This is a genomic window from Methylobacterium sp. NPDC080182 (assembly GCF_050281105.1).
Classification (GTDB): domain Bacteria; phylum Pseudomonadota; class Alphaproteobacteria; order Rhizobiales; family Beijerinckiaceae; genus Methylobacterium.
Map to the genome: position 1 here is coordinate 88,278 of NZ_JBNNWO010000014.1, position 19,456 is coordinate 107,733.

The 19,456-nt window shown below is 71.6% G+C and carries 19 protein-coding genes; 14 read left to right on the forward strand and 5 right to left on the reverse strand.

What is annotated here, in order from left to right:
* The first annotated feature begins 274 nt into the window (after positions 1-274).
* From ACQKQD_RS23465 to ACQKQD_RS23475, 3 genes are all read left to right on the forward strand, one after another.
* Positions 275-754: a (2Fe-2S)-binding protein gene (locus tag ACQKQD_RS23465; protein WP_020093844.1), complete on the forward strand. Its 480-nt coding sequence runs from the start codon at positions 275-277 to the stop codon at positions 752-754.
* Positions 751-3,081 carry a xanthine dehydrogenase family protein molybdopterin-binding subunit gene (locus ACQKQD_RS23470; protein WP_020093845.1) on the forward strand — a complete coding sequence of 777 codons (2,331 nt, stop codon included), beginning with the start codon at positions 751-753 and terminating at the stop codon, positions 3,079-3,081. Before ACQKQD_RS23465 ends, ACQKQD_RS23470 begins: the two co-directional genes overlap by 4 nt.
* Positions 3,082-3,155: 74 nt before the next feature.
* A complete protein-coding gene (locus ACQKQD_RS23475; protein WP_427509694.1) occupies positions 3,156-3,539 on the forward strand; it encodes a hypothetical protein in 384 nt (127 codons plus the stop codon).
* Positions 3,540-3,777: 238 nt separating this feature from the next.
* Here ACQKQD_RS23475 and ACQKQD_RS23480 read toward each other — a convergent pair whose 3' ends face one another.
* The 3 genes from ACQKQD_RS23480 to ACQKQD_RS23490 all read right to left on the reverse strand — a co-directional run bounded on the left by ACQKQD_RS23480 (position 3,778) and on the right by ACQKQD_RS23490 (position 6,106).
* On the reverse strand, positions 3,778-4,572 hold the full coding sequence (locus tag ACQKQD_RS23480) for a DUF1194 domain-containing protein (RefSeq protein WP_042672366.1): 795 nt from the start codon (positions 4,570-4,572) through the stop codon (positions 3,778-3,780).
* Between the two features lie 313 nt (positions 4,573-4,885).
* Entirely contained in the window at positions 4,886-5,110 is a 225-nt protein-coding gene (locus ACQKQD_RS23485; protein WP_012320868.1) for a hypothetical protein, read from the reverse strand.
* 282 nt (positions 5,111-5,392) lie between these two features.
* A complete protein-coding gene (locus ACQKQD_RS23490) occupies positions 5,393-6,106 on the reverse strand; it encodes an SIR2 family NAD-dependent protein deacylase (RefSeq protein ID WP_427509695.1) in 714 nt (237 codons plus the stop codon).
* A 120-nt stretch (positions 6,107-6,226) separates the two neighbouring features.
* Between ACQKQD_RS23490 and ACQKQD_RS23495 the strand changes: the two genes are divergently transcribed.
* The 8 genes from ACQKQD_RS23495 to ACQKQD_RS23530 all read left to right on the forward strand — a co-directional run bounded on the left by ACQKQD_RS23495 (position 6,227) and on the right by ACQKQD_RS23530 (position 14,787).
* The gene (locus ACQKQD_RS23495) at positions 6,227-6,787 is read left to right on the forward strand and encodes an isochorismatase family protein (RefSeq protein WP_020093849.1); all 561 of its coding nucleotides are present in this window, start codon (positions 6,227-6,229) and stop codon (positions 6,785-6,787) included.
* Positions 6,784-7,854: a GlxA family transcriptional regulator gene (locus ACQKQD_RS23500; RefSeq protein WP_427509696.1), complete on the forward strand. Its 1,071-nt coding sequence runs from the start codon at positions 6,784-6,786 to the stop codon at positions 7,852-7,854. Before ACQKQD_RS23495 ends, ACQKQD_RS23500 begins: the two co-directional genes overlap by 4 nt.
* A 235-nt stretch (positions 7,855-8,089) precedes the next feature.
* Positions 8,090-9,517 (forward strand): dihydropyrimidinase, encoded by a 1,428-nt coding sequence (gene hydA, locus ACQKQD_RS23505; RefSeq protein WP_427509697.1) that lies wholly within the window; start codon positions 8,090-8,092, stop codon positions 9,515-9,517.
* Between the two features lie 48 nt (positions 9,518-9,565).
* Positions 9,566-10,561, forward strand: coding sequence for an ABC transporter ATP-binding protein (locus ACQKQD_RS23510; RefSeq protein WP_056523616.1), 996 nt, complete (start codon positions 9,566-9,568; stop codon positions 10,559-10,561).
* A gap of 11 nt (positions 10,562-10,572) precedes the next feature.
* The gene (locus ACQKQD_RS23515; protein ID WP_427509698.1) at positions 10,573-11,835 is read left to right on the forward strand and encodes an ABC transporter substrate-binding protein; all 1,263 of its coding nucleotides are present in this window, start codon (positions 10,573-10,575) and stop codon (positions 11,833-11,835) included.
* Positions 11,836-12,094: 259 nt separating this feature from the next.
* A complete protein-coding gene (locus tag ACQKQD_RS23520; RefSeq protein ID WP_427509699.1) occupies positions 12,095-13,027 on the forward strand; it encodes an ABC transporter permease in 933 nt (310 codons plus the stop codon).
* A 2-nt stretch (positions 13,028-13,029) separates the two neighbouring features.
* Positions 13,030-13,917 (forward strand): ABC transporter permease, encoded by an 888-nt coding sequence (locus ACQKQD_RS23525; RefSeq protein ID WP_056523607.1) that lies wholly within the window; start codon positions 13,030-13,032, stop codon positions 13,915-13,917.
* A 186-nt stretch (positions 13,918-14,103) separates the two neighbouring features.
* Positions 14,104-14,787, forward strand: coding sequence for a 50S ribosomal protein L25/general stress protein Ctc (locus ACQKQD_RS23530; protein WP_020093856.1), 684 nt, complete (start codon positions 14,104-14,106; stop codon positions 14,785-14,787).
* Positions 14,788-14,858: 71 nt separating this feature from the next.
* Here the strand turns inward: ACQKQD_RS23530 and pdxH are convergent, their stop codons facing one another.
* Entirely contained in the window at positions 14,859-15,482 is a 624-nt protein-coding gene (gene pdxH / locus ACQKQD_RS23535; protein WP_020093857.1) for a pyridoxamine 5'-phosphate oxidase, read from the reverse strand.
* Positions 15,483-15,574: 92 nt separating this feature from the next.
* Here pdxH and ACQKQD_RS23540 point away from each other — a divergent pair, with 92 nt between their 5' ends.
* Entirely contained in the window at positions 15,575-16,075 is a 501-nt protein-coding gene (locus tag ACQKQD_RS23540) for an RT0821/Lpp0805 family surface protein (RefSeq protein WP_427509700.1), read from the forward strand.
* Positions 16,076-16,127: 52 nt separating this feature from the next.
* Here the strand turns inward: ACQKQD_RS23540 and ACQKQD_RS23545 are convergent, their stop codons facing one another.
* Positions 16,128-16,427 carry a hypothetical protein gene (locus ACQKQD_RS23545; protein ID WP_020093859.1) on the reverse strand — a complete coding sequence of 100 codons (300 nt, stop codon included), beginning with the start codon at positions 16,425-16,427 and terminating at the stop codon, positions 16,128-16,130.
* Between the two features lie 343 nt (positions 16,428-16,770).
* On the opposite strand from ACQKQD_RS23545, the gene ACQKQD_RS23550 reads away from it, so the two are divergent.
* Complete coding sequence (locus tag ACQKQD_RS23550) at positions 16,771-18,387, forward strand: glucosamine inositolphosphorylceramide transferase family protein (RefSeq protein ID WP_427509701.1); 1,617 nt, start codon at positions 16,771-16,773, stop codon at positions 18,385-18,387.
* A 115-nt stretch (positions 18,388-18,502) separates the two neighbouring features.
* Positions 18,503-19,257, forward strand: a protein-coding gene (locus ACQKQD_RS23555; protein WP_427509702.1) for an IS5 family transposase whose coding sequence is annotated in 2 segments (ribosomal slippage) — positions 18,503-18,827 and positions 18,827-19,257 — 756 coding nt in all. Because the reading frame shifts where the segments join, the coding sequence is not laid out codon by codon here.
* Positions 19,258-19,456 lie beyond the last annotated feature (199 nt).

The window sequence follows — 19,456 nt, forward strand, 5'->3', positions numbered from 1 at the left end:
GAATCGACCCGCCCGCGTCCCCGTGTCGATGGTCACCCATGTGCGCCGCCGCACGCGGCATGCCCCGGGCGCAGAGGCTCGGGGATGACCGGCCGCGTCCCCGCGTTGCGCCCACCCCGCCGCGTGCCTTAGAATATTTATTATTCTGAGCTTGAGCGTTCGCCCCGCGGCCTGTCCGCACCGGGGAACGTGAGCCGGCTAAGCCGGCCGAGGCCCCCGGCCCGGCTCGGACCCGACTGATCGCCGCTCCGGCGCCGCCAGACAGGACGCAACGATGATCAAACTCACCGTGAACGGGGCTGCGCGCAGCTTCGACGGCGACCCCGACATGCCGCTGCTGTGGTACCTGCGGGACGAGCTCGGGCTCACCGGCACCAAGTTCGGCTGCGGCGTGTCGCTCTGCGGGGCCTGCACCATCCATCTCGGCGGCGCGGCGACCCGCGCCTGCATCACGCCGGTCTCGGCGGCCGCCGGCCAGGAGGTCGTGACCATCGAGGGTCTGTCGCCGGACGGCAACCATCCCGTGCAGGTGGCGTGGCGCGACCAGAACGTCGCCCAGTGCGGCTTCTGCCAGTGCGGCCAGATCATGCAGGCGGCCGCCCTCCTCAAGGACACGCCGAAGCCCACCGACGACGACATCGACACCACGATGAGCGGCAACATCTGCCGCTGCGGCACCTACCCGCGCATCCGCGCCGCGATCCATCAGGCCGCCGGCCAGACGGCGCCCGCCAGCAAGGGAGAGCGCCTGTGATCCACGACGCCAAGCTCACCGCTGAGCGCGCCGCCGGCACCACGCCGGCCCTCGACAACGTCAGCCGCCGCGGCATCCTCGGCGGCGCCGGCGCCCTGGTTCTGGCCCTCTCGCTGCGCCCGGCCCGGGCCGACGAGACCCAGACCAAGGAGCAGAAGGAGCAGAAGTTCGGCGCCGACGGCATGCCGCACGGCTGGCGCGACGACCCGAAGGTCTTCGTCGCCATCGCGCCGGACGGCACCGTCACGGTGACCAATCACCGCTCCGACATGGGCCAGGGCATCCGCACCTCTGTGGCCTTCACGGTCGCCGACGAGCTGGAGGCCGACTGGGCGAAGGTGAAGGTCGTCCAGGCCTGGGGCGACGAGACCCGCTTCGGCAACCAGGACACGGATGGTTCGCGCTCGACCCGCCACTTCTTCCAGCACTTCCGCCACGCCGGCGCCGCCGCGCGGCTGATGCTGATCCAGGCGGCGGCCAAGCAGTGGGGCGTGCCGGCCTCCGAGGTGACGGCCGTCAACCACACGCTGACCCACGCCAAGTCGGGCCGCACCCTCGGCTACGGCGCGGTCGCCAAGGCCGCCGCCGAGCTGCCGGTGCCCACCGACGTCAAGCTGAAGGATCCCAAGGACTTCCGCTACATCGGCACCGGCAAGATCGGTCTGATTGACAATTTCGACATCACCACCGGCAAGGCGGTCTACGGCCTCGACACCAAGCTCGACGGGATGCTGTACGCGGTCGTCGCTCGCCCGGCCGTCTACGGCGGCACGGTGAAGTCCTTCGACGACAGCGAGGCCAAGAAGGTCCCGGGCGTCGTGAAGATCTTCAAGATCGACGCCACCCCGATCCCCTCGGAGTTCATGCCGCTCGGCGGCGTCGCCGTGGTGGCCAAGAACACCTGGGCAGCCCTGAAGGCCCGGGACGCGCTCAAGATCACCTGGGACGACGGCCCGAACGCCGGCTACGATACCGACGCGTTCCGCAAGGAGCTGGAGGCCGCCGCGCGCAAGCCCGGCAAGGTCGTGCGCACGCAGGGCGACGTCGACGGCGCCATGGCCAAGGCCAAGACCAAGGTCCAGGCCGAGTACTTCGTGCCGCACCTCGCCCAGGCCCCCATGGAGCCCCCGGCGGCGGTAGCCCGGGTGAAGGATGGGTTCTGCGAGGCCTGGGCCTGCGTCCAGGGTCCGCAGGCCGCCAACGACCGCCTGATGAAGGCGCTCAAGCTGCCCGACGACAAGGTCAAGGTGAACGTCACGCTGCTCGGCGGCGGGTTCGGGCGCAAGTCGAAGCCCGATTACGTGGTCGAGGCGGCGCTCTGCTCGCAGGCCGTCGACGGCGCGCCGGTGAAGCTCGCCTGGACCCGTGAGGACGACCTCCACCACGGCTTCTACCACACGATCTCGGTGGAGCGGCTGGAGGCCGGCCTCGACGACAAGGGCATGCCGGTGGCGTGGCTGCACCGCTCGGTGGCGCCGACGATCGGCTCGATCTTCGCGCCCGACCCGAAGCACGAGCTGCCGTTCGAGCTCGGGATGGGGTTGGTCAACACGCCGCTCGACATCCCGAACATGCGGCTGGAGAACCCCGAGGCCGCCGCGCATGCCCGCATCGGCTGGTTCCGCTCGGTGTCGAACATCCCGCACGCCTTCGCGATCCAGTCCTTCGTGTCAGAGCTGGCGCACGCCGCCGGCCGCGAGCCGAAGGAGTACCTGCTCGCGCTCATCGGACCGGATCGCAAGATCAGCCCGACCGAGATCGGCGACGTCTGGAACTACGGCGAGGACCCGAAGCGCTACCCGATCGAGACCGGCCGCCTGCGCGGCGTGATCGAGGCGGCCGCCAAGGGCGCGGGCTGGGGTCGCCAGATGCCGAAGGGCACCGGCCTCGGCATCGCCGGCCACTACAGCTTCGTCACCTACACGGCGGTGGCGGCCGAGGTGGAGGTCGACGACAAGGGCCAGGTCCAGGTGAAGGCGATCGACATCGCGGTCGATTGCGGCCCGCAGGTGAACCCGGAGCGCATCCGCTCGCAGATGGAGGGCGCCGTGGTCATGGGGATGGGGCTCGCCCTCACCTCCGAGATCACCTTCAAGCAGGGCCGGGCGGTCCAGAACAACTTCGACGGCTACGAGGTCCTCCGGATCGACGCCGCCCCGAAGGCGGTCCGCGTGCACTTGGTGCCGACCGGCCGCTGGGACGGTCCGCTCGGCGGCGTCGGCGAGCCCGGCGTGCCGCCGGTGGCGCCGGCCATCGCCAACGCGATCTTCGCGGCCACCGGCCGGCGGGTCCGGCAATTGCCGATCCGCGATCAGCTGAGCGCCTGAACCGTCACCCGTCGCGAGGCGTTGGGGCCGTGGGGAAACCCGCGGCCCCATTCTCTTGGAAAGTACTCGACCCGATGATGCGTCCCGCCCTGACGGCCTGCCTGACCCTGATCCTGACGGCGGCCCCCGCCCTCGCCTCGCCCTGCGGCGACCGGATCGAGGGCGTCTCCAAGCGGGTCCAGTCCGAGCTGACCCAGTCGATCTCCGCCTCGACCAGCGGCCAGGGTAACGCCGCCAAGCGCGGCGGCGAGGGTGTCACCGGGACGGAGGGCCAGCGGGCAAACGAGTCGCCGCAGGCGCCGCCGGAGAAGTCGGCCCAGGCCGGCCAGGGCGCGGACGCCGCCCAGCAGGCGAAGGTCGCCCTGGAAGAGGCGCGCACGGCGGATCAGAAGGGCGACGCGAAGGCGTGCGAGGCGGCGCTCACCCGCGCTGAGCAGCAGCTGAAGAAGGCACCCTGAGGGGCTGAAACGCTTCCCGGTTATCCGTTTCTGCCCCACCGGCTTTGCGAGGGGAGCGAAGCAACCCAGGGTCACGCCAAGCCTTCCGAGGTCGCGCTGCCCTGCGTCGCTTCGCTCATGATGACGGAGCGCGTAATACCCCAGCCTCCGTCAGGTCCGAGCCGGCCCGTCACGGTTGGCTCAGGGCCGGCCGCGAGCGCAATTCGATCCGCGTGACGTACGTCCGGGGAGAGCCCCGTCACCGCCCCAGCGCGCTGATCTCGATCACGAATTTCCGCCGCAGCGCCCTGGAGAAATCGCTGTAGCCGGCAGCCGCCAGCAGGAAGGCGCCCGGGCCTCCGATGACGTGCGCGCGGTACCACTGCTCCAGGCCCGTGCGCTCCTGCGGCAGCGGCGTCGGGAGCAGGCCGTAGCCGGGCGCCCGGTAGGCCCCGGCCCCGACCACGTCGTTCTCGCCCGGCACCAGGATCGGCAGGCCGTTGATCGTCGCGCCGGTGTCGAGCAGTGACCGGTGCGCCTCCGCGAGACTGGCGGCGTCGGTGCAGTTGTCGATCCCGTCGCCGGAGACGTCGACCACCACGCGCTCGGCCGGGACCGGGAGCGCCGGGAGCACGGCGGCGGTCACGGTGCGGAACATCTGGCCGAGGCAGGTGAACTCGCCCGCCTGGCGCGGCGTCGCCCGCACCAGGGCCGCGGCCGCCGCGGCGTCGGCCTGGCCGGCGATCCGCCGCCAGCCGACCGCGAGGGTCGCCCGGTCGGCCCAGGTCACCATCGCGAACAGGATCCCGCCCGGGTTGCCGGTGATCGCGCCGAGGACCGACGGGTCCTCCAGGGCCTCGGCGATGCCCTCCATCTGCAGCCGGAAGCGCGCCTCGTCGACGGATTGCGACACGTCCACGGAGACGACCAGCGCGGTGGCGACGCTCTCGGGCGCGGCCTGAACGGGCTCGGGTGTGGCGGGCGCGAGCCCGAGGAGCAGCAGGACGGCGCCCCGCAGGACGCCGCGGCGGATCCGTCGCGAACCCGTCCGCATCATCGACCTCGGCGCTACCGGAAGGCGCGGCCCTGCGGCCGTCGCGCATCCGTTAGGCCACGTTTCGGCGTCGCGCGAAACCGGCCTTTCGGGGGGCCCGCCGCGCGGACCCACCCGTCGGACCGACGCGCCGCGGGGCAGGCCCGGATGCGCGTCGGCAGGGTGTGGTTCGGGCGCGAAGCCCGGCCCCGGTGAGGAAGGTTCGCTCCGGCGGCGGTGGCCCGCTCATCTCGGAGGTTGCCCGTCCTCCGGCCCCGTCCCTGGGCCGGCCGCGGGGTCGTCGAGGGCGGCCTCGGCCGCCCCGGAAGCTGCCTCAGGCCGCCGCGGCGGCGAGGGCGTGCGGGTTGCCGTTCAGGCCGGCGCAGAGATCGTCGATCTCTGCGAGGTCCAACGCCTCGCCGGCCCGGCCGGCGATGGTGTCGATCAGGTGATCCTGACGGGGGTCGAACGGATGACCCTGCATCCGGTAGAACTGGTAATAGCGCAGTGCCGCCAGGACGGTGTCACGCTCGCGGTCGGTTACGGTGAAGTGCTGCATGGGTAGTTGCTTCCCCTTGTGGCTTCAACGAACGCTCGGGTAGGCCGCGACGCCGATCCCGAGCTTGACTGTTGTAACCCGTGGGCAACTGCCCGACCAGTTCTTGACAGCTCGCGCCGATGTGATTCGCGTCATTTAAGATTTTGATCCTGGCCCGGTCCGGCAGATCACGGGCCGAGAAACCCCGTTCGCACAACAGGTTGGCGAGCCCGACGGCGAACGCCGCGTGGTGGGCCCCGTCTGCGGCCGGTCCCGAATCCCCGCCGTCGGCCGGTCGCCCCGCTAGAGGCCGAGTTCGTCGAGGTAGCACGGCAGCGCGACGCTCGCCGGCCCGTAGCGGGTCGCGTCGAAGGCGTCGGCGTTGTCGGACGGCTCCAGGTTGACCTCGCAGGTCGGGATGCCGAGGGCCTGGGCCTGCCGCACGTAGCCGGCCGCCGGGTAGACGGCCCCCGACGTGCCCACGGCCACGAACAGGTCGGCCTCGGAGAGCGCCGCCTCGATCGCGTCGCGGTGCATCGGCATCTCGCCGAACCAGACCACGTCCGGCCGCATCCGGCCCGGAGTGCTGCAGGTGGGGCAGCTGTCCGCCCGGCTCAGATCGGCGCGCCACGGGGTGACCGCGCCGCAGGCGCAGCAGCGCGCCTTGAGCAGCTCGCCGTGCATGTGGGTGACCGCCCGCGAGCCGGCCCGCTCGTGCAGGTCGTCGACGTTCTGGGTGCACAGGAACAGCCGCCCGCCCCGGTCGGCGATCCGCGCCTCGGCCCGCGCCAGAGCGAAGTGCGCGGCGTTCGGCTCGGCCGCGACCACGCCGCGGCGGCGATGGTCGTAGAAGTCGAGCACCGTGTCGGGATCGGCCGCGTAGGCCTCCGGTGTGGCGAGCTTCATCGGGTCGAACCGCGCCCAGATCCCGCCGCGGTCGCGGAACGTGCCGAGCCCGCTCTCGGCCGAGACGCCGGCCCCGGTCAGCACGAAGATCGTCTTGGGATGGTCCGTCACGCGCGGCTCCTGTTCGCCTGAGAATGGCCGGATATGTCCGCTGGTTGGCGGTGCGGTTTCTTTCCCGCTGCGTCCCACCGGTGAATGCTGCGGCTCGCTTCACTGAGCGGGAGACACGAAATGTCCGATGTTGCGCTGCTGGTCATCGATGTCCAGGAATCCTTCCGGCACAGGCCCTTCTGGAACGACGCCGATGTCCCGCCCTTCACCGCGCGCCTGCAGGCGCTCATCGACGGCGCCGCCGCGCGGCGGATCCCGGTCCTGCAGGTGTTCCACGTGGCCGAGAGCGGCCCGTTCGCCATTGCCTCCGGCCACGTCCGTACCCTCGCGCCGGTCGTGATCGCGCCGACGGCCACCTTCCACAAGCGCCGGCACAGCGCCCTGGTCGATAGCGGCCTGTCGGGCTGGCTGACGCAGCACGGCATCCGCCGGCTGATCGTGTCGGGCATCCGGACCGAGCAGTGCTGCGAGACCACGGCCCGCCACGCCTCCGACAGCGGCTGGCAGGTCGACTACGTGACCGAGGCCACCCTGACCTTCGCCATGACCCACCCGGACGGCCGCCGCTTCGGCGCGGACGAGATCAAGGCCCGCACCGAGCTGGTGCTGACCGACCGGTTCGCCCGGATCGCCACCGTGGACCAGGCGCTGGCCGGCCCGGACCTGCCGGTCGCCGCGTGAGCGGGGCGGCGCGGCACATCCCGGTCCTCGTGGTCCTGCCGCCGCGCGCGCTGCTGCTCGACCTCGCCGGCCCGCTGGAGGTGCTGCGGATCGCCGGCACCGTCCAGGATCGGGTCGGCTTCGCGGTGGCGTACGCGGCGCCGCGGGCGCTCACCCGCTGCTCGATCGGGCTCGACCTGGGCGGGGCCGGAAGGCTGCCGGAGACGGTGGCGGACGGGACGGTCGTGCTCCTGCCGGGCTCCGCCACGCAGGTGCTCGGCGACGGGCCCGACGCGGAGGCCGACGCCGACGCGGAGGCCGAGATCGTCGCGTGGCTGCGCGGCGCGGTCCGGCCGGGCCACATCGTGGCGACCGTCTGCGAGGGCGCGCTGCTCGCGGCGCGGGCCGGGCTCCTCGACGGCTACGCCTGCACCACCCACCATGCCAGCTGCGACCGGCTGAGGGCGGCGGCCCCCGGGGCCCGGGTCTTGGACAACCGCCTGTTCGTGCAGGACCGCGACCGGTTCAGCAGCGCCGGCGTCACGGCCGGCATCGACCTGATGCTGCACCTCGTGGCGGAGTGGGCCGGTCCGGCGACGGCGGTCGCCGTCGCGCGGACGCTCGTCGTGTACATGCGGCGCGGACCCGACGATCCCCAGCTCTCGCCCTGGCTCGAGGGGCGCAGCCATCTGCACCCGGCGGTCCACCGGGCCCAGGACGCGATCGCCGCCGACCCGGCCCGGGACTGGTCGCCGGCGCTGCTCGGCCGGGTCGCGGGCGCGAGCCCGCGCAACCTCGCGCGGCTGTTCCGGCTCCACGCCGGCATGACCGTGACGGACGCGGTCAACCGGTCCCGCGTCGCGCTGGCCCGGGATCTGATCGCGCAGAGCGACCTCGGCCTGGAGCGGGTCGCCGAGCGCGCCGGCTTCGGCTCCGCCCGGCACATGCGCCGCGTCTGGCGGCAGTTCCACGCAGCGGCGCCGTCGCGCCTGCGTGCCGGACCCGCGGACGGGGCGTCCGCGCCGGTCCGACCGAGGCACCCCGCGAGACACCCGTCCTTGCGAGCGGAGCGAAGCAATCCAGGGTAGCGCTCCGCTTTCCGGCGTCGCGCGCCCCTGGGTCACGTCGCTGCGCTCGTGATGACGGGAGAGCGACGACGGCCGAAGGCTTCGGCTGGAACCGCGTGCGTCAGGCCGTGCCGCTCGCGGCCCGCTGGACCCGAACAGCGGCCTGTGACCTCCTGCCGTGCCGAACCGGTCAGCCCGAATCGGCGCGGACCGTGCATCGGCCCGGCGCGCCCGCTGGCGCGGAGGAGTGAGCGGCATGCCCGAATTCGACCTTGCCATCCGGGGCGGCACGGTGGTCACGGCGAGCGACACGGTCCGGGCCGATATCGGCGTGCGCGGCGGGCGGATCGTCGCGGTGGCCGAGGGTATCGCCGACGCCGCCCGGGTGATCGACGCCTCCGGCCTGCTGGTCCTGCCGGGCGGCATCGACAGCCACGTCCACATCGCCCAGGATTCCGGCCCCGGCATCGTCATGGCCGACGACTTCGCCAGCGCCACCCGGGCGGCGGCGGCCGGCGGCAGCACCTGCGTGATGCCCTTCGCGCTCCAGCCCCGGGGCGCTTCCCTGCGCGGCGCCGTCGACGCCTACCGGGCCAGGGCCGAGGGCCAGTGCCACGTCGACGTGGCGATCCACATGATCATCTCGGACCCGACCGAGGCGGTGCTCGGCCAGGAGCTGCCGGCTCTGGTCGCCGACGGCTACACCTCGTTCAAGGTCTTTATGACCTACGACGACCTCGTCCTGAACGACCGCCAGCTCCTCGACGTGTTCCACGTCGCGCGGCGGCAGGGCGCCCGGGTCATGGTCCACGCCGAGGGCTACGACGCGATCCGCTACCTGAGCGAGCGGCTGGAGCGGGCGGGCGAGACCCGGCCCTACGGCCACGCCCTGTCGCGCCCGGAGATCGTCGAGCGGGAGGCGGCCCACCGGGCGATCAGCCACGCCGAGCTGATCGACCTGCCGATCGTCATCGTCCACGTCTCGGGCCGCGAGGCCACCGAGCAGATCGCCTGGGCGCAGGCGCGCGGCCTGAAGATCCAGGCCGAGACCTGCCCGCAATACCTCACCCTCACGGCCGAGGACATGAAGGGGCTCGGCCAGGAGGATCTCATGGCGGGGGCGAAGTACGTTTGCTCGCCGCCGACGCGGGACGTCGAGAGCCAGGAGGCGGTGTGGTCGGGCATCCGGCGCGGGATCTTCGACGTGATCTCGTCCGACCATTGCCCGTTCCGCTACGACGATCCGCAGGGCAAACTGAACCCGCGGGGGAAGACCTCCTTCCGCTGGATCCCGAACGGCATTCCCGGCATCGAGACGCGGCTGCCGGTGTTCTTCTCGGAGGGGGTCTCGAAGGGGCGGATCAGCCTCAACCAGTTTGCCGCGCTCACCGCCACGAACCACGCGAAGCTCTACGGGCTCTACCCGCGCAAAGGCTCGATCGCCCCGGGCTTCGACGCCGACCTGACCCTGTGGGACCCGAACCGGCGCGAGACCATCCGCCAGGCGAACCTGCACCACGGCTCCGACTACACGCCCTGGGAAGGCTTCGACGTCACCGGCTGGCCGGTCATGACCATCGCGGGCGGGCAGGTCATCGCCGAGGACGGCCGGGTCCTGTCCGAGCCGGGGCGCGGGCGGGTGCTCGACCGGGCCGTCGATCCGGCCGAGCGGCGGGACGCCTGACGGCCGCGCTGGCCCGCCGCTTGCCTGCAGCTCCCGGGGGAGAACCGCATGGACGTCGAGCTGATCGGCCTGACCAAGCGCTACGGCGCGGCCATTGCGGTCGACCGCATCGACCTGAAGGTGCCGTCCGGCGCCTATTGCTGCCTGCTCGGCCCCTCCGGCTGCGGCAAGACCACGACGCTCCGGATGATCGGCGGGCACGAGCGCGCCAGCGCGGGCGACGTGGTGATCGGCCCGAAGGCGGTGGGCGACGCCGCCCCGGCCGAGCGCGGCACCGCCATGATGTTCCAGAGCTACGCGCTGTTCCCGCATCTCGACGCGCGCGACAACGTCGCCTTCAGCCTCAAGATGCGCGGGATCGGCAAGGCGGAGCGCCGGACCAAGGCGATAGCCATGCTCGACCTCGTGCAGATGGGCCACCTCGCCGGGCGCCTGCCGGCCCAGCTCTCGGGCGGCCAGCAGCAGCGCGTGGCCCTCGCCCGCGCCCTCGTCACCGGCCCGAAGGTACTGCTCCTCGACGAGCCGCTCTCCGCCCTCGACCCGTTCCTGCGGGTGCGGATGCGGGTCGAGCTGAAGCGGATCCAGACCGAGCTCGGGCTCACCTTCATCCACGTCACCCACAGCCAGGAGGAGGCGATGGCGCTCTCCGACCTCGTGGTGGTGATGAATGCCGGCCGGATCGAGCAGGCCGCCGACCCGCGCACCGTGTTCGAACGCCCGGCCACCGCCTTCGTGGCCCGGTTCATCGGCGGCCACAACGTGATCCGGCTGCCCGAGGGGCTCGTCGCCGTTCGGGCGGACCGGATGCGGCTCGGCGCCGAGGCCGGCCCCGCCGCGCGGCCGGCCCGGGTGGTGGCCGTCGAGTACCAGGGCACCAGCGTCCATGTCGGCCTCGACGCCGAGGGGCTGGAGCGCGCGCCCGAGAGCCCCGCCGCCCTCACGGCGATCCTCAGCGACGCGGAGTTCGCGGCCCGCCCGCTCCGCCCCGGCGACACGATCCCGGTCGGCTGGGACGCTTCAGCCGCCCACCGCCTCGACGCCTAACGGAGACCACCATGGACCTGCCCCAGAAGCCGAGCCGGCGCACGCTCCTGAAGGGGGCCGCCGCGCTCGCCGCGACGCCGGTGACCGGCTTCCCGGCGGTGCACGCCGCCGAGCCCGTGACCCTCCGCTATCTCGGCACCGCCGTGAACCAGTCCGCCGACATCGCCAAGAAGGTGAAGGAGGATCTGGGCATCACCCTCGAATACATTCCGGTGGTGACCGACGAGGTGACCAAGCGGGCGGTCACCCAGCCGAACTCCTTCGACCTGATCGACACCGAGTATTTCAGCCTCAAGAAGATCCTGCCCTCCGGTAACCTGCAGGGCATGGACGCCAAGCGGATCAAGCTCGCCGACAAGATCTCGTCCGTTTTCACGAAGGGGGAAGTGGCGGGCAAGAAGATCGGCGACCAGGGCACGGCGCCCAAGAAGGTCTTCTACCTGGAAGGCCAGGATTCCAAAAAATTTGCCGGCGAACAGACCGGGTGGATCTCGCTGATCCCGACCGTCTACAACGCCGACACGCTGGGCATCCGGCCGGACCTGATCAAGGTGCCCGTCACGAGCTGGAAGGAGCTCCTGAACCCGGCCTTCAAGGGCAAGGCCTCGATCCTCAACATCCCGTCGATCGGCATCATGGACGCCGCCATGGTGGTGGAGGCGACCGGCGACTACACCTACGGCGACAAGGGCAACATGACGAAGCCCGAGATCGACCGCACCATCAAGGTGCTGATCGAGGCCAAGCGCGCCGGTCAGTTCCGCGCCTTCTGGCAGGACTTCAACGAATCCGTGAACCTGATGGCCTCGGGCGAGACGGTGATCCAGTCGATGTGGTCGCCCGCCGTCACCAAGGTGCGGGCGCAGGGCGTGCCCTGCACCTACCAGCCGCTGAAGGAGGGCTACCGGGCCTGGGCCTCGGGCTTCGGCATCCCCAAGACCCTGAGCGGCCGGAAGCTCGACGCGGCCTACGACTTCATCAACTGGTTCCTGTCCGGCTGGGCCGGGGCCTACCTCAACCGGCAGGGCTACTACTCCGCCGTGCTGGAGACCGCCCAGGCGAACATGCAGCCCGACGAGTGGGCCTTCTGGATGGAGGGGAAGGCCGCCGAGAAGGACATCCTCGGCCCCGACGGCACCCTGATCGAGAAGGCCGGCGCCACCCGCGACGGCGGCTCCTTCGACGCGCGGATGGGCGCGGTCGCTTGCTGGAACGCCGTGATGGACGAGAACACCTACATGGTGCGCAAGTGGAACGAGTTCATCGCGGCGTGAGCGCGGTGCGCGCCCGCTGCAAGCGACCGAAGAGCCCCATCCTGCGCGGCCACGCGGCGGCTGGATGGAACGCGGGTCCCCTCTCCCGTGCGGGAGAGGGACAGGGTGAGGGATGCGACCTCTCCGGAAAGCCCCTGTCCCTCACCCCAACCCTCTCCCGCACGGGAGAGGGGGCGCGTCGCGCCTTGCGGGAACCGATGCGTGCGCATCGCACCCCACTGAGGAGATGGGACGCATCAGCACGCGTGGGGCGAGCCCGATGACCGATCTCGCCCTGCCCGCCGCGGCCGCTGCGAACACCGCAGCGCCCACCGTCGCGGCGCGCCCGCGCGGCCGCGCCCTCGCCTATCTCCAGGCCGCGCCACTGGCCCTCGTCTTCCTGGTCTTCCTGGTGGTGCCGCTGGTGCTCACCGGGATCGTCTCCCTCTGGGAGTACAACGAGTACGAGATCATCCCGGCGCTCACCCTGCAGAACTACGCCGACGTGTTCGACGGCTGCCTGTCGGCCGACCTCTGCACGACCGTGCGCACCTACCTGTCGACAGTGAAGTTCGTCGTGCTGACGCTGGCGATCACGCTGCCGCTGGGCTTCGCCATCGCGTACTTCCTGGCCTTCCACATCCGCTCCGGCACGGTGCGGATGGGCCTGTTCCTTCTCTGCACGATCCCGTTCTGGACCTCGAACGTGATCCGCATGATCTCGTGGATCCCGCTGCTCGGCCGCAACGGCCTCGTCAACGACACGCTGCGCACCCTCGGGCTGATCCGCGCGCCGATTGACGGCCTGCTCTACTCCGACTTCGCGGTGGTCCTGGCCTTCGTGCACCTCGACACGGTGTTCATGATCGTGCCGATCTTCAACAGCCTCGCGCGGATCGACCGGCGGCTGATCGAGGCGGCGCGCGACGGCGGCGCGTCCGGCGCGCAGATCCTCTGGAACGTGATCCTGCCGCTCGCCAAGCCCGGCATCGCCATCGGGACGATCTTCGTGACGACCCTGGTGATGGGCGACTTCGTCACCGTGGGCGTCATGGGCGGCCAGCAGATCGCCAGCGTCGGCAAGGTGATCCAGGTGCAGATGTCCTACCTGCAGTTCCCGGCCGCCGCCGCCAACGCCGTTGTGCTGCTCGCCGCCGTGCTGCTGATGATCCTGGGGCTCACCCGGATGATCGACCTCCGGCGGGAATTGTAGCGATGGACCAGCCCCGTGGCCGCGCCTTCTACCTGCTGGCGGCGGTCTTCGCCCTCTACGTCCTGTTCCTCTACGGGCCGACTCTGACGATCCTGGCGCTGAGCTTCCAGGGCCCCTCGGGCGGCCTGACCTTCCCGATGAACGGCGTCTCGACCCACTGGTTCGCCAAGCTGTGGGAAGGCGTCGGCGTGATCGACATCTGGGCGGCGCTGCGGCGCTCGCTGGCCCTCGGCCTCGTGGTCATGGCGCTCACCGTGGGAATCGCATTCTACGCGGGCCTCGCCTTCCGGAAGGGGTTTCGCGGGGCCGGCCTCGTCTTCGCCCTGGCAGTCTCGAGCCTGATCGTGCCCTCGATCGTGGTCTCGCTGGGCATCGGCCTGGAGTTCCGGCTCCTCGACGACGCCGTGAAGGCGCTCGCCGCCGCCACCGGCTGGGGGTTCCTGCAGGACCACGGCACGCTGATGGGCCTCTACAGCTCGGCGCTGGGCGCGCACCTCACCTGGACGCTGCCCTTCGGCCTGCTGATCATGTTCGCGGTGTTCAACCGGTTCGACCCGGCCTACGAGGAGGCCGCCCGCGACCTGGGCGCCAGCGGCCCGCAGACGCTCCGGCACGTGGTGGTGCCGATCCTCGCGCCCGCGCTCGTCGGCGTCGCGCTGTTCGGCTTCACCCTGTCGTTCGACGAGCTTGCCCGCACCAGCCAGGCGATCGGCGGCCGCAACACCCTGCCGCTGGAGCTGCAGGGCCTGACCACCACGGTGACGACGCCGGAGATCTACGCCCTCGGCACGGTCACCACGGCCGTCTCGGCGCTGGTGATCGGGACCGCGCTCGGCCTGACCCTGTGGCTGCAGAAGCGCCGGGCGCGGCGGGCGCTGGCGGGCCTGTGATCGATGCCGGACGGTCGGGCCGCCGTGGGTCGACGCCGCCGCATTGCCAATCCGCCCCCGCCCGTGTATGCGCACGGCGCGCCCCCGAGACACCCTTGGAGGCAGGGGCGCGCCGAGAAGGATGTGGCCGTCCGCCAGGGGCGGCCTTTTCGTTTTCCGGCTCCAGCAATCGTAAAGGATCACGCCATGAGCGCTGTGAAGACGCTTGAGGCCGTGGCACGCGACCGGGTCGGCAAGGGGGCCGCCCGGGCCGTTCGTCGCCAGGGCCAAGTTCCCGCCGTCATCTACGGGGGTGGCCAGCCGCCGCAATCCATCGCGGTCGACCTCATCCGCACCCGCACCCTGATCTACGCCGGCGGCTTCAAGACCACGCTGTTCGAGATCAACGCCGGCGGCAAGAAGGTCCGCGCGATCCCGCGCGACTTCCAGCTCGACCCGGTGACCGGCGTGCCGCTGCACGTCGACTTCCTGCGCGTCGTCTCGGGCCAGACCGTCACGGTCGAGGTGCCGGTGCACTTCGTCAACGAGGACGCGGCCCCCGGCATCAAGAAGCTCGGCGGCACCCTCAACATCGTGGCCCACACGCTGAGCCTCGACGTCGCCCCCGACCAGATCCCGGACGCGATCGAGGTCGACCTGACCGGCCGCGCGATCGGCGACGTCATCCACGTCTCCGACATCAAGATCCCGGCCGGCACCTACACCGGCGAGCAGACCGACCCGGTGGCCAACATCGTGCCGCCGACCGTGCTGGGTGCCGAGGTGGAGGCCGAGGAGGCCGCCATCGCCGAGGCGCAGTCGGCCGAGGCCGCCGAGGAGAAGGCCGAGGAGTCCGCCGAGGACGAGAAGAAGGACGGCGAGGAGGCCTGAGCCTCAGCGCCACCCGTCACGCGACGCGAGAGCCCCGGCCCTGCCGGGGCTCTCTGCGTTTCGGCTTGATGTCAGGGATAGAGCCGCGCCCGGCTCCAGCCCGCGCCCGTCCGGGTGAAGCGGACCCGGTCGTGCAGGCGAAAATCGCCGTTCTGCCAGAACTCGACGCTCACCGGCGCGATCCGGAATCCGGTCCAGTGCTCCGGCCGGGGGATCGGCCCGTCGCCGTACCGCTCGGACAGCTCCGCCACCGCGTTCATCAGCGTGGCGCGGTCGGCCAGCGGGCGGGATTGCTGGCTGGCGATCGCCCCGAGCCGGCTCTCGCGGCGGCGGCTCTGGAAATACGCGTCGGCCTCCGCGGCCGTGACCGGCGTGATCGGCCCGCGGGCCCGCACCTGCCGGCGCAGGCTCTTCCAGTGCAGCACCAGGGCCGCCTGGGGGTTCTGCGCCAGCTCCTCCCCCTTGGTGGACTGCGTGTTGGTGTAGAAGACGAAGCCTCGGGCGTCGAAGTCCTTCAGCAGGACCATTCGCACGTCCGGCAGCCCGTCCGATCCGGCGGTGGCGAGCGCCATCGCGTTCGCGTCCTCGGGCTCGGAGGCCTCGGCCTCCTTCATCCAGGCCGCGAACAGCCCGACGGGGTCCTCGCTCAGCGTGAAGTCCGCGCTCTTCGGGTCATCGGTCCTTAACTGATCCACGCCAAGACTCCTGCCAGCCGCGTCCAGGGCCTGAGGGGGCACCGACATCGGCATGTTCGGTCGAGCGAATAGCCCGTCGTGAGTCAGGTGTAATGCGGGGATGCGCGTGTAAAGGGCTAAGCCGGCGGTCGCGCATCTGCGCGTCCGTGTCGGTGGTGTCGATGGCGATGGCGATGGCCCTGTGCGGCTGCAGCCAGCCCCTGCTGGTCTTCCGGGGCGATCCGCCGGCGGCGCCGCCGCGCGTCGTCGAGGAGCCGACCGTCACCGGCAGCATCGAGAAGCGGCCTGTGAGCTTCGGGGACGACCTCGCCGAGGAGGATTGGCGCCGGGCGCGGGCCGCCCTGAGCGTCGCCCTGGATCCGCAGGGCAACGGGCGGCCGGTCAAGTGGGACAACCCGGAGACCGGGCTTCACGGGTCGGTCAATCCGACCGGGCTCCCGTACGTCTCGGACGAGCTGATCTGCCGCAACTTCCTGGCATCGGTGATCGCGCCGACCCGCAGCCGCTTCGTCCGCGGCACCGGCTGCAAGCTCTCGGGCGGTCCGTGGACGCTCAAGCGCGTCCGGGCCGCGAGCGGCGTCGGACGCTCCTGAACGACGAGGCCGTCGCGAGACGGCCTCCGCGGATCGCCTCAGGCAGATCGCCTCAGTAGGGGTACCCGTAATACGGCCGCACGCGCAGGCGCGGCTGCGCGGCCGGCGGCGCCGCGTAGCGGGCCGCGGCCTCCGGATCGTAGGTCCGGATGTAGGGGTCGAGGGCCGGGTCGCGGTAATTGCCGTTGTTGACCCCGGCCGAGCGGTCGTTGCCGCTCAGCGCCGCGTAGGGCGAGAGGCCGCTCCCGCTGTCGCCGCCGCCACCGCCGCCACCGCCCCAGGCGAAGGCCGTTCCCGGAATGGCGGCGAGGAGCATCGCCGCGAGGGGCATCGTCAGCGTCTTGCGCGTCATGTCCTGTCTCCGCACCACGTCCTTGACTGGCGAACGGTCCAGCTGGAGGTGGGGTTCCCCACGGCAAACTGCCACCGCCTCGCGACACTGTATCACGACCCGCCAACACGCGTTTATTTGATGGACGGCGTTTCGATTTTTTCGGTTCATCCTCCAGAAATCGTCCCGCACGTTAAGCTTGAACCTGTAGACAGTCACGCGGCCGTGCTTGATCGTGGCGCGGCGTAACAGCATTCGAGCCCGGCTCGACCGTATCGAGGGTCGAGGCCGGGCGCATCTTGGGTCTGGCCGCCGTGAGCGTCGATACGAAATCCGGCACGCGGGGCGCGGGGCTGACCGGCTGATGGAGCGGGTGATCGGAGGCGCGGACCGGCCGTCGGCGACCGGTGGCCGGGCTCCCGCCCGGACGGAGCCGTCGTCTTCCGGGACGCGCGCCCGCACCCGGACCATCGTCGTGCGGCTCGACCGCCGGTCCCTGCGCGGCTGGCACATCCGGCTCCTCGACCAGCTCGGGCAGCGGCCCGACCATCGGATCCGCGTCGCCTGGGTCGAGCACGCGGAGGGCCTGCCGCCGAACGCGGAGCTCCTGTTCCGCCTGGAGGCCGCCATCCACGGCCTGCCGCGGCCGGGTCTGGCGACCGCGGCGGAGCCGGTGGCCCTCGCCCCCTACGAGGCGGGCCCCGACGGCGCGGAGCCCGGCGGGAGCGCCGCCGACCTCGTCCTCGACCTCTCGGACAGCCCCGCGGATCCCGGCCCGGCGACGGCCTGGCGGCTCGATTACGACGGGATGCCGGGCGAGGCCGGCCTCCTCGCCGCCCTGTTCGCCCACGGGGCGCCGGTGGCGGCCCTGCGCGGGCCGGACGGCGCGCCGGTGGCGGTCGGCCGCCTCGGCACAGAATCGCACACGGTGATGCTCACGGCCTTCGAGGGCTACCTCGCGCGGACCATCACGCTGATCCTCGCCGCCCTCGACGGCGCCGCCTCGACGGCGCTCCCCGACGGCGCCGGAGCACCCCTGCGGCCCGCGGCCGCCTACGACCTCGGCGGCCTGGGCGCCCGCCGCCGGGCCGCCGGGGGGCTCGCCCGCCAGATCGCCCGCCGGCTCTACGCCCTCTGCTTCCACGGACCGCACTGGCGGGTGGGCTGGCGGCGGATCGTCGGCCCCGACCTGATCGACCTACGCCGGCATCCCGAAGGCGGCTGGCAGGTCCTTCCCGACGACGGGCGCCGCTTCTACGCCGACCCCTTCGCGATCGCCCGGGACGGCGCCGTGACCCTGTTCGTGGAGGAATTCGACTACCGCCGCGGCAAGGGCGTGATCGCCGCGGTGGATTTTGGGGAGAACGGGCCCCGCGGCCGCCCGGAGCCGGTGCTCGAGCTCGAGACCCACCTCTCCTACCCGTTCGTGTTCGAGGCGGACGGGCAGGTCTGGATGATCCCGGAATCCCACGCCTCCGGGACGATCGACCTCTACCGGGCCACCGACTTCCCGCGCGGCTGGGTCCACGAGGCGGTGCTCCTCGACGGGGTCGTGGCCGGGGACGCGACCCTGCTGCAGCACGGGGGCCGCTGGTGGATGTTCGCCACGGTCCGGGCCGGCGGCGGCAGCTACTCCGACACGCTCCATCTCTGGCACGCGCCGCATTTCCGCGGGCCCTGGACGCCGCACCGGCACAACCCGGTGCTGATCGATATCGGCTCCGCCCGGGCCGCGGGCCCGATCGTGGCGCGCGACGGCGGCCTGATCCGGCCCGTCCAGGATTGCCGCCAGGGTTACGGCGCGGCGCTCGGCCTCGCCCGGATCCTCCGCCTCGACGAGGAGGCCTACGCGCAGCAGGTCGAGACGCGCCTGTGCCCGGGCGCGGCCTGGCCGGGCACGCGCCTGCACATGCTGAGCGCCGCCGGTGGCTTCGAGTTCATCGACGGATCGCACCGGGCGCGCCCCCGCCTCTTGGGCTGAGCGCGTCTCTGGGCTGAGCGCGTCTCTGGGCTGAGCGCGTCTCTAGGTCGCGAACCCATAACGGCTGGCACGGTTGAACCGCGGCGTCGTTAGCCCTCTGAGCAGGAGGGCCTTGATGGCGCGGTTTGATCTGACGGATGCGGAGTGGGCGGTGATCGAGCCGCTGTTGCCGACGGACGTGCGCGGCAAGGAGCGCGTGGATGATCGGCGGGTGCTGAATGGGATCTTCTGGCGGCTGCGCACGGGCGCGCCCTGGGCCGACATCCCGGCGCGCTACGGCCCACATACGACCTGCGGCAACCGTTTTCGGCGCTGGCGCAAGCGTGGCATCTGGGATCGGCTTCTGGACGCGGTGTCAAAGGCTTACGACGGCGACCTGCAGATGATCGACGCGACCAGCGTGCGGGTTCACCAGCATGCCGCCTGCGCCCAAAAAAAGATGGCCGATCCGGTGGCATGGGTCGCTCGCGCGGCGGCCTGACGAGCAAGATCCACGCGCTGGTGGATGCTGACGGCCGTCCGGTGGCGCTCAAAATCACCGCGGGTCAAGCGCACGATGGGCGCGCGGCGGCCGACATGCTGGGCAGTCTGGGCACGGGCCAGATCCTGCTGGGGGATCGAGCCTATGACAGCGACGCGCTTCGCACTCGGATGGCTGAGCAGGGCGCGTGGGCGAATGTGAAGCCGATGCCCAACCGCAAGCGAGTGCCGGCGTTCAGCCCGTTCCTGTACAAGTACCGCAACTTGGTCGAGCGCTTCTTCAGCAAGATCAAGCACTTCCGGGCCGTCGCCACCCGTTACGACAAGGATCCCGACAACTTCCTCGCCAGCGTCAAGCTCGCAGCCGTGCGGGTCTGGCTGCGAGCTTAATGAGTCCGCGACCTAGGCTGAGCGCGCCTCTGGGCTGAGCGCGCCTCTGGGCTGAGCGCGCCTCTCGGGCCGAGCCGAGGCCGAACCGCCCCGCGCGGGCCCGTCGGTGCCGAACGGCACCCGCTTACGGCTCGCATCCCGGCCCCGTGCGCGCTAAGCGGGGGCTCCACCTGCGCCGATCCAGCAGAACCGCCGGGAC

Excerpts from the sequence above, each read along its gene's own strand:
- ACQKQD_RS23465 (WP_020093844.1), top strand. The coding sequence starts at position 275 with ATGATCAAACTCACCGTGAACGGGGCTGCGCGCAGCTTCGACGGCGAC.
- ACQKQD_RS23475 (WP_427509694.1), top strand. The coding sequence starts at position 3,156 with ATGATGCGTCCCGCCCTGACGGCCTGCCTGACCCTGATCCTGACGGCG.
- ACQKQD_RS23480 (WP_042672366.1), bottom strand. The coding sequence starts at position 4,572 with ATGCGGACGGGTTCGCGACGGATCCGCCGCGGCGTCCTGCGGGGCGCC.
- ACQKQD_RS23485 (WP_012320868.1), bottom strand. The coding sequence starts at position 5,110 with ATGCAGCACTTCACCGTAACCGACCGCGAGCGTGACACCGTCCTGGCG.
- ACQKQD_RS23495 (WP_020093849.1), top strand. The coding sequence starts at position 6,227 with ATGTCCGATGTTGCGCTGCTGGTCATCGATGTCCAGGAATCCTTCCGG.
- hydA (WP_427509697.1), top strand. The coding sequence starts at position 8,090 with ATGCCCGAATTCGACCTTGCCATCCGGGGCGGCACGGTGGTCACGGCG.
- ACQKQD_RS23510 (WP_056523616.1), top strand. The coding sequence starts at position 9,566 with ATGGACGTCGAGCTGATCGGCCTGACCAAGCGCTACGGCGCGGCCATT.
- ACQKQD_RS23515 (WP_427509698.1), top strand. The coding sequence starts at position 10,573 with ATGGACCTGCCCCAGAAGCCGAGCCGGCGCACGCTCCTGAAGGGGGCC.
- ACQKQD_RS23520 (WP_427509699.1), top strand. The coding sequence starts at position 12,095 with ATGACCGATCTCGCCCTGCCCGCCGCGGCCGCTGCGAACACCGCAGCG.
- ACQKQD_RS23525 (WP_056523607.1), top strand. The coding sequence starts at position 13,030 with ATGGACCAGCCCCGTGGCCGCGCCTTCTACCTGCTGGCGGCGGTCTTC.
- ACQKQD_RS23530 (WP_020093856.1), top strand. The coding sequence starts at position 14,104 with ATGAGCGCTGTGAAGACGCTTGAGGCCGTGGCACGCGACCGGGTCGGC.
- ACQKQD_RS23540 (WP_427509700.1), top strand. The coding sequence starts at position 15,575 with ATGCGGGGATGCGCGTGTAAAGGGCTAAGCCGGCGGTCGCGCATCTGC.
- ACQKQD_RS23545 (WP_020093859.1), bottom strand. The coding sequence starts at position 16,427 with ATGACGCGCAAGACGCTGACGATGCCCCTCGCGGCGATGCTCCTCGCC.
- ACQKQD_RS23550 (WP_427509701.1), top strand. The coding sequence starts at position 16,771 with ATGGAGCGGGTGATCGGAGGCGCGGACCGGCCGTCGGCGACCGGTGGC.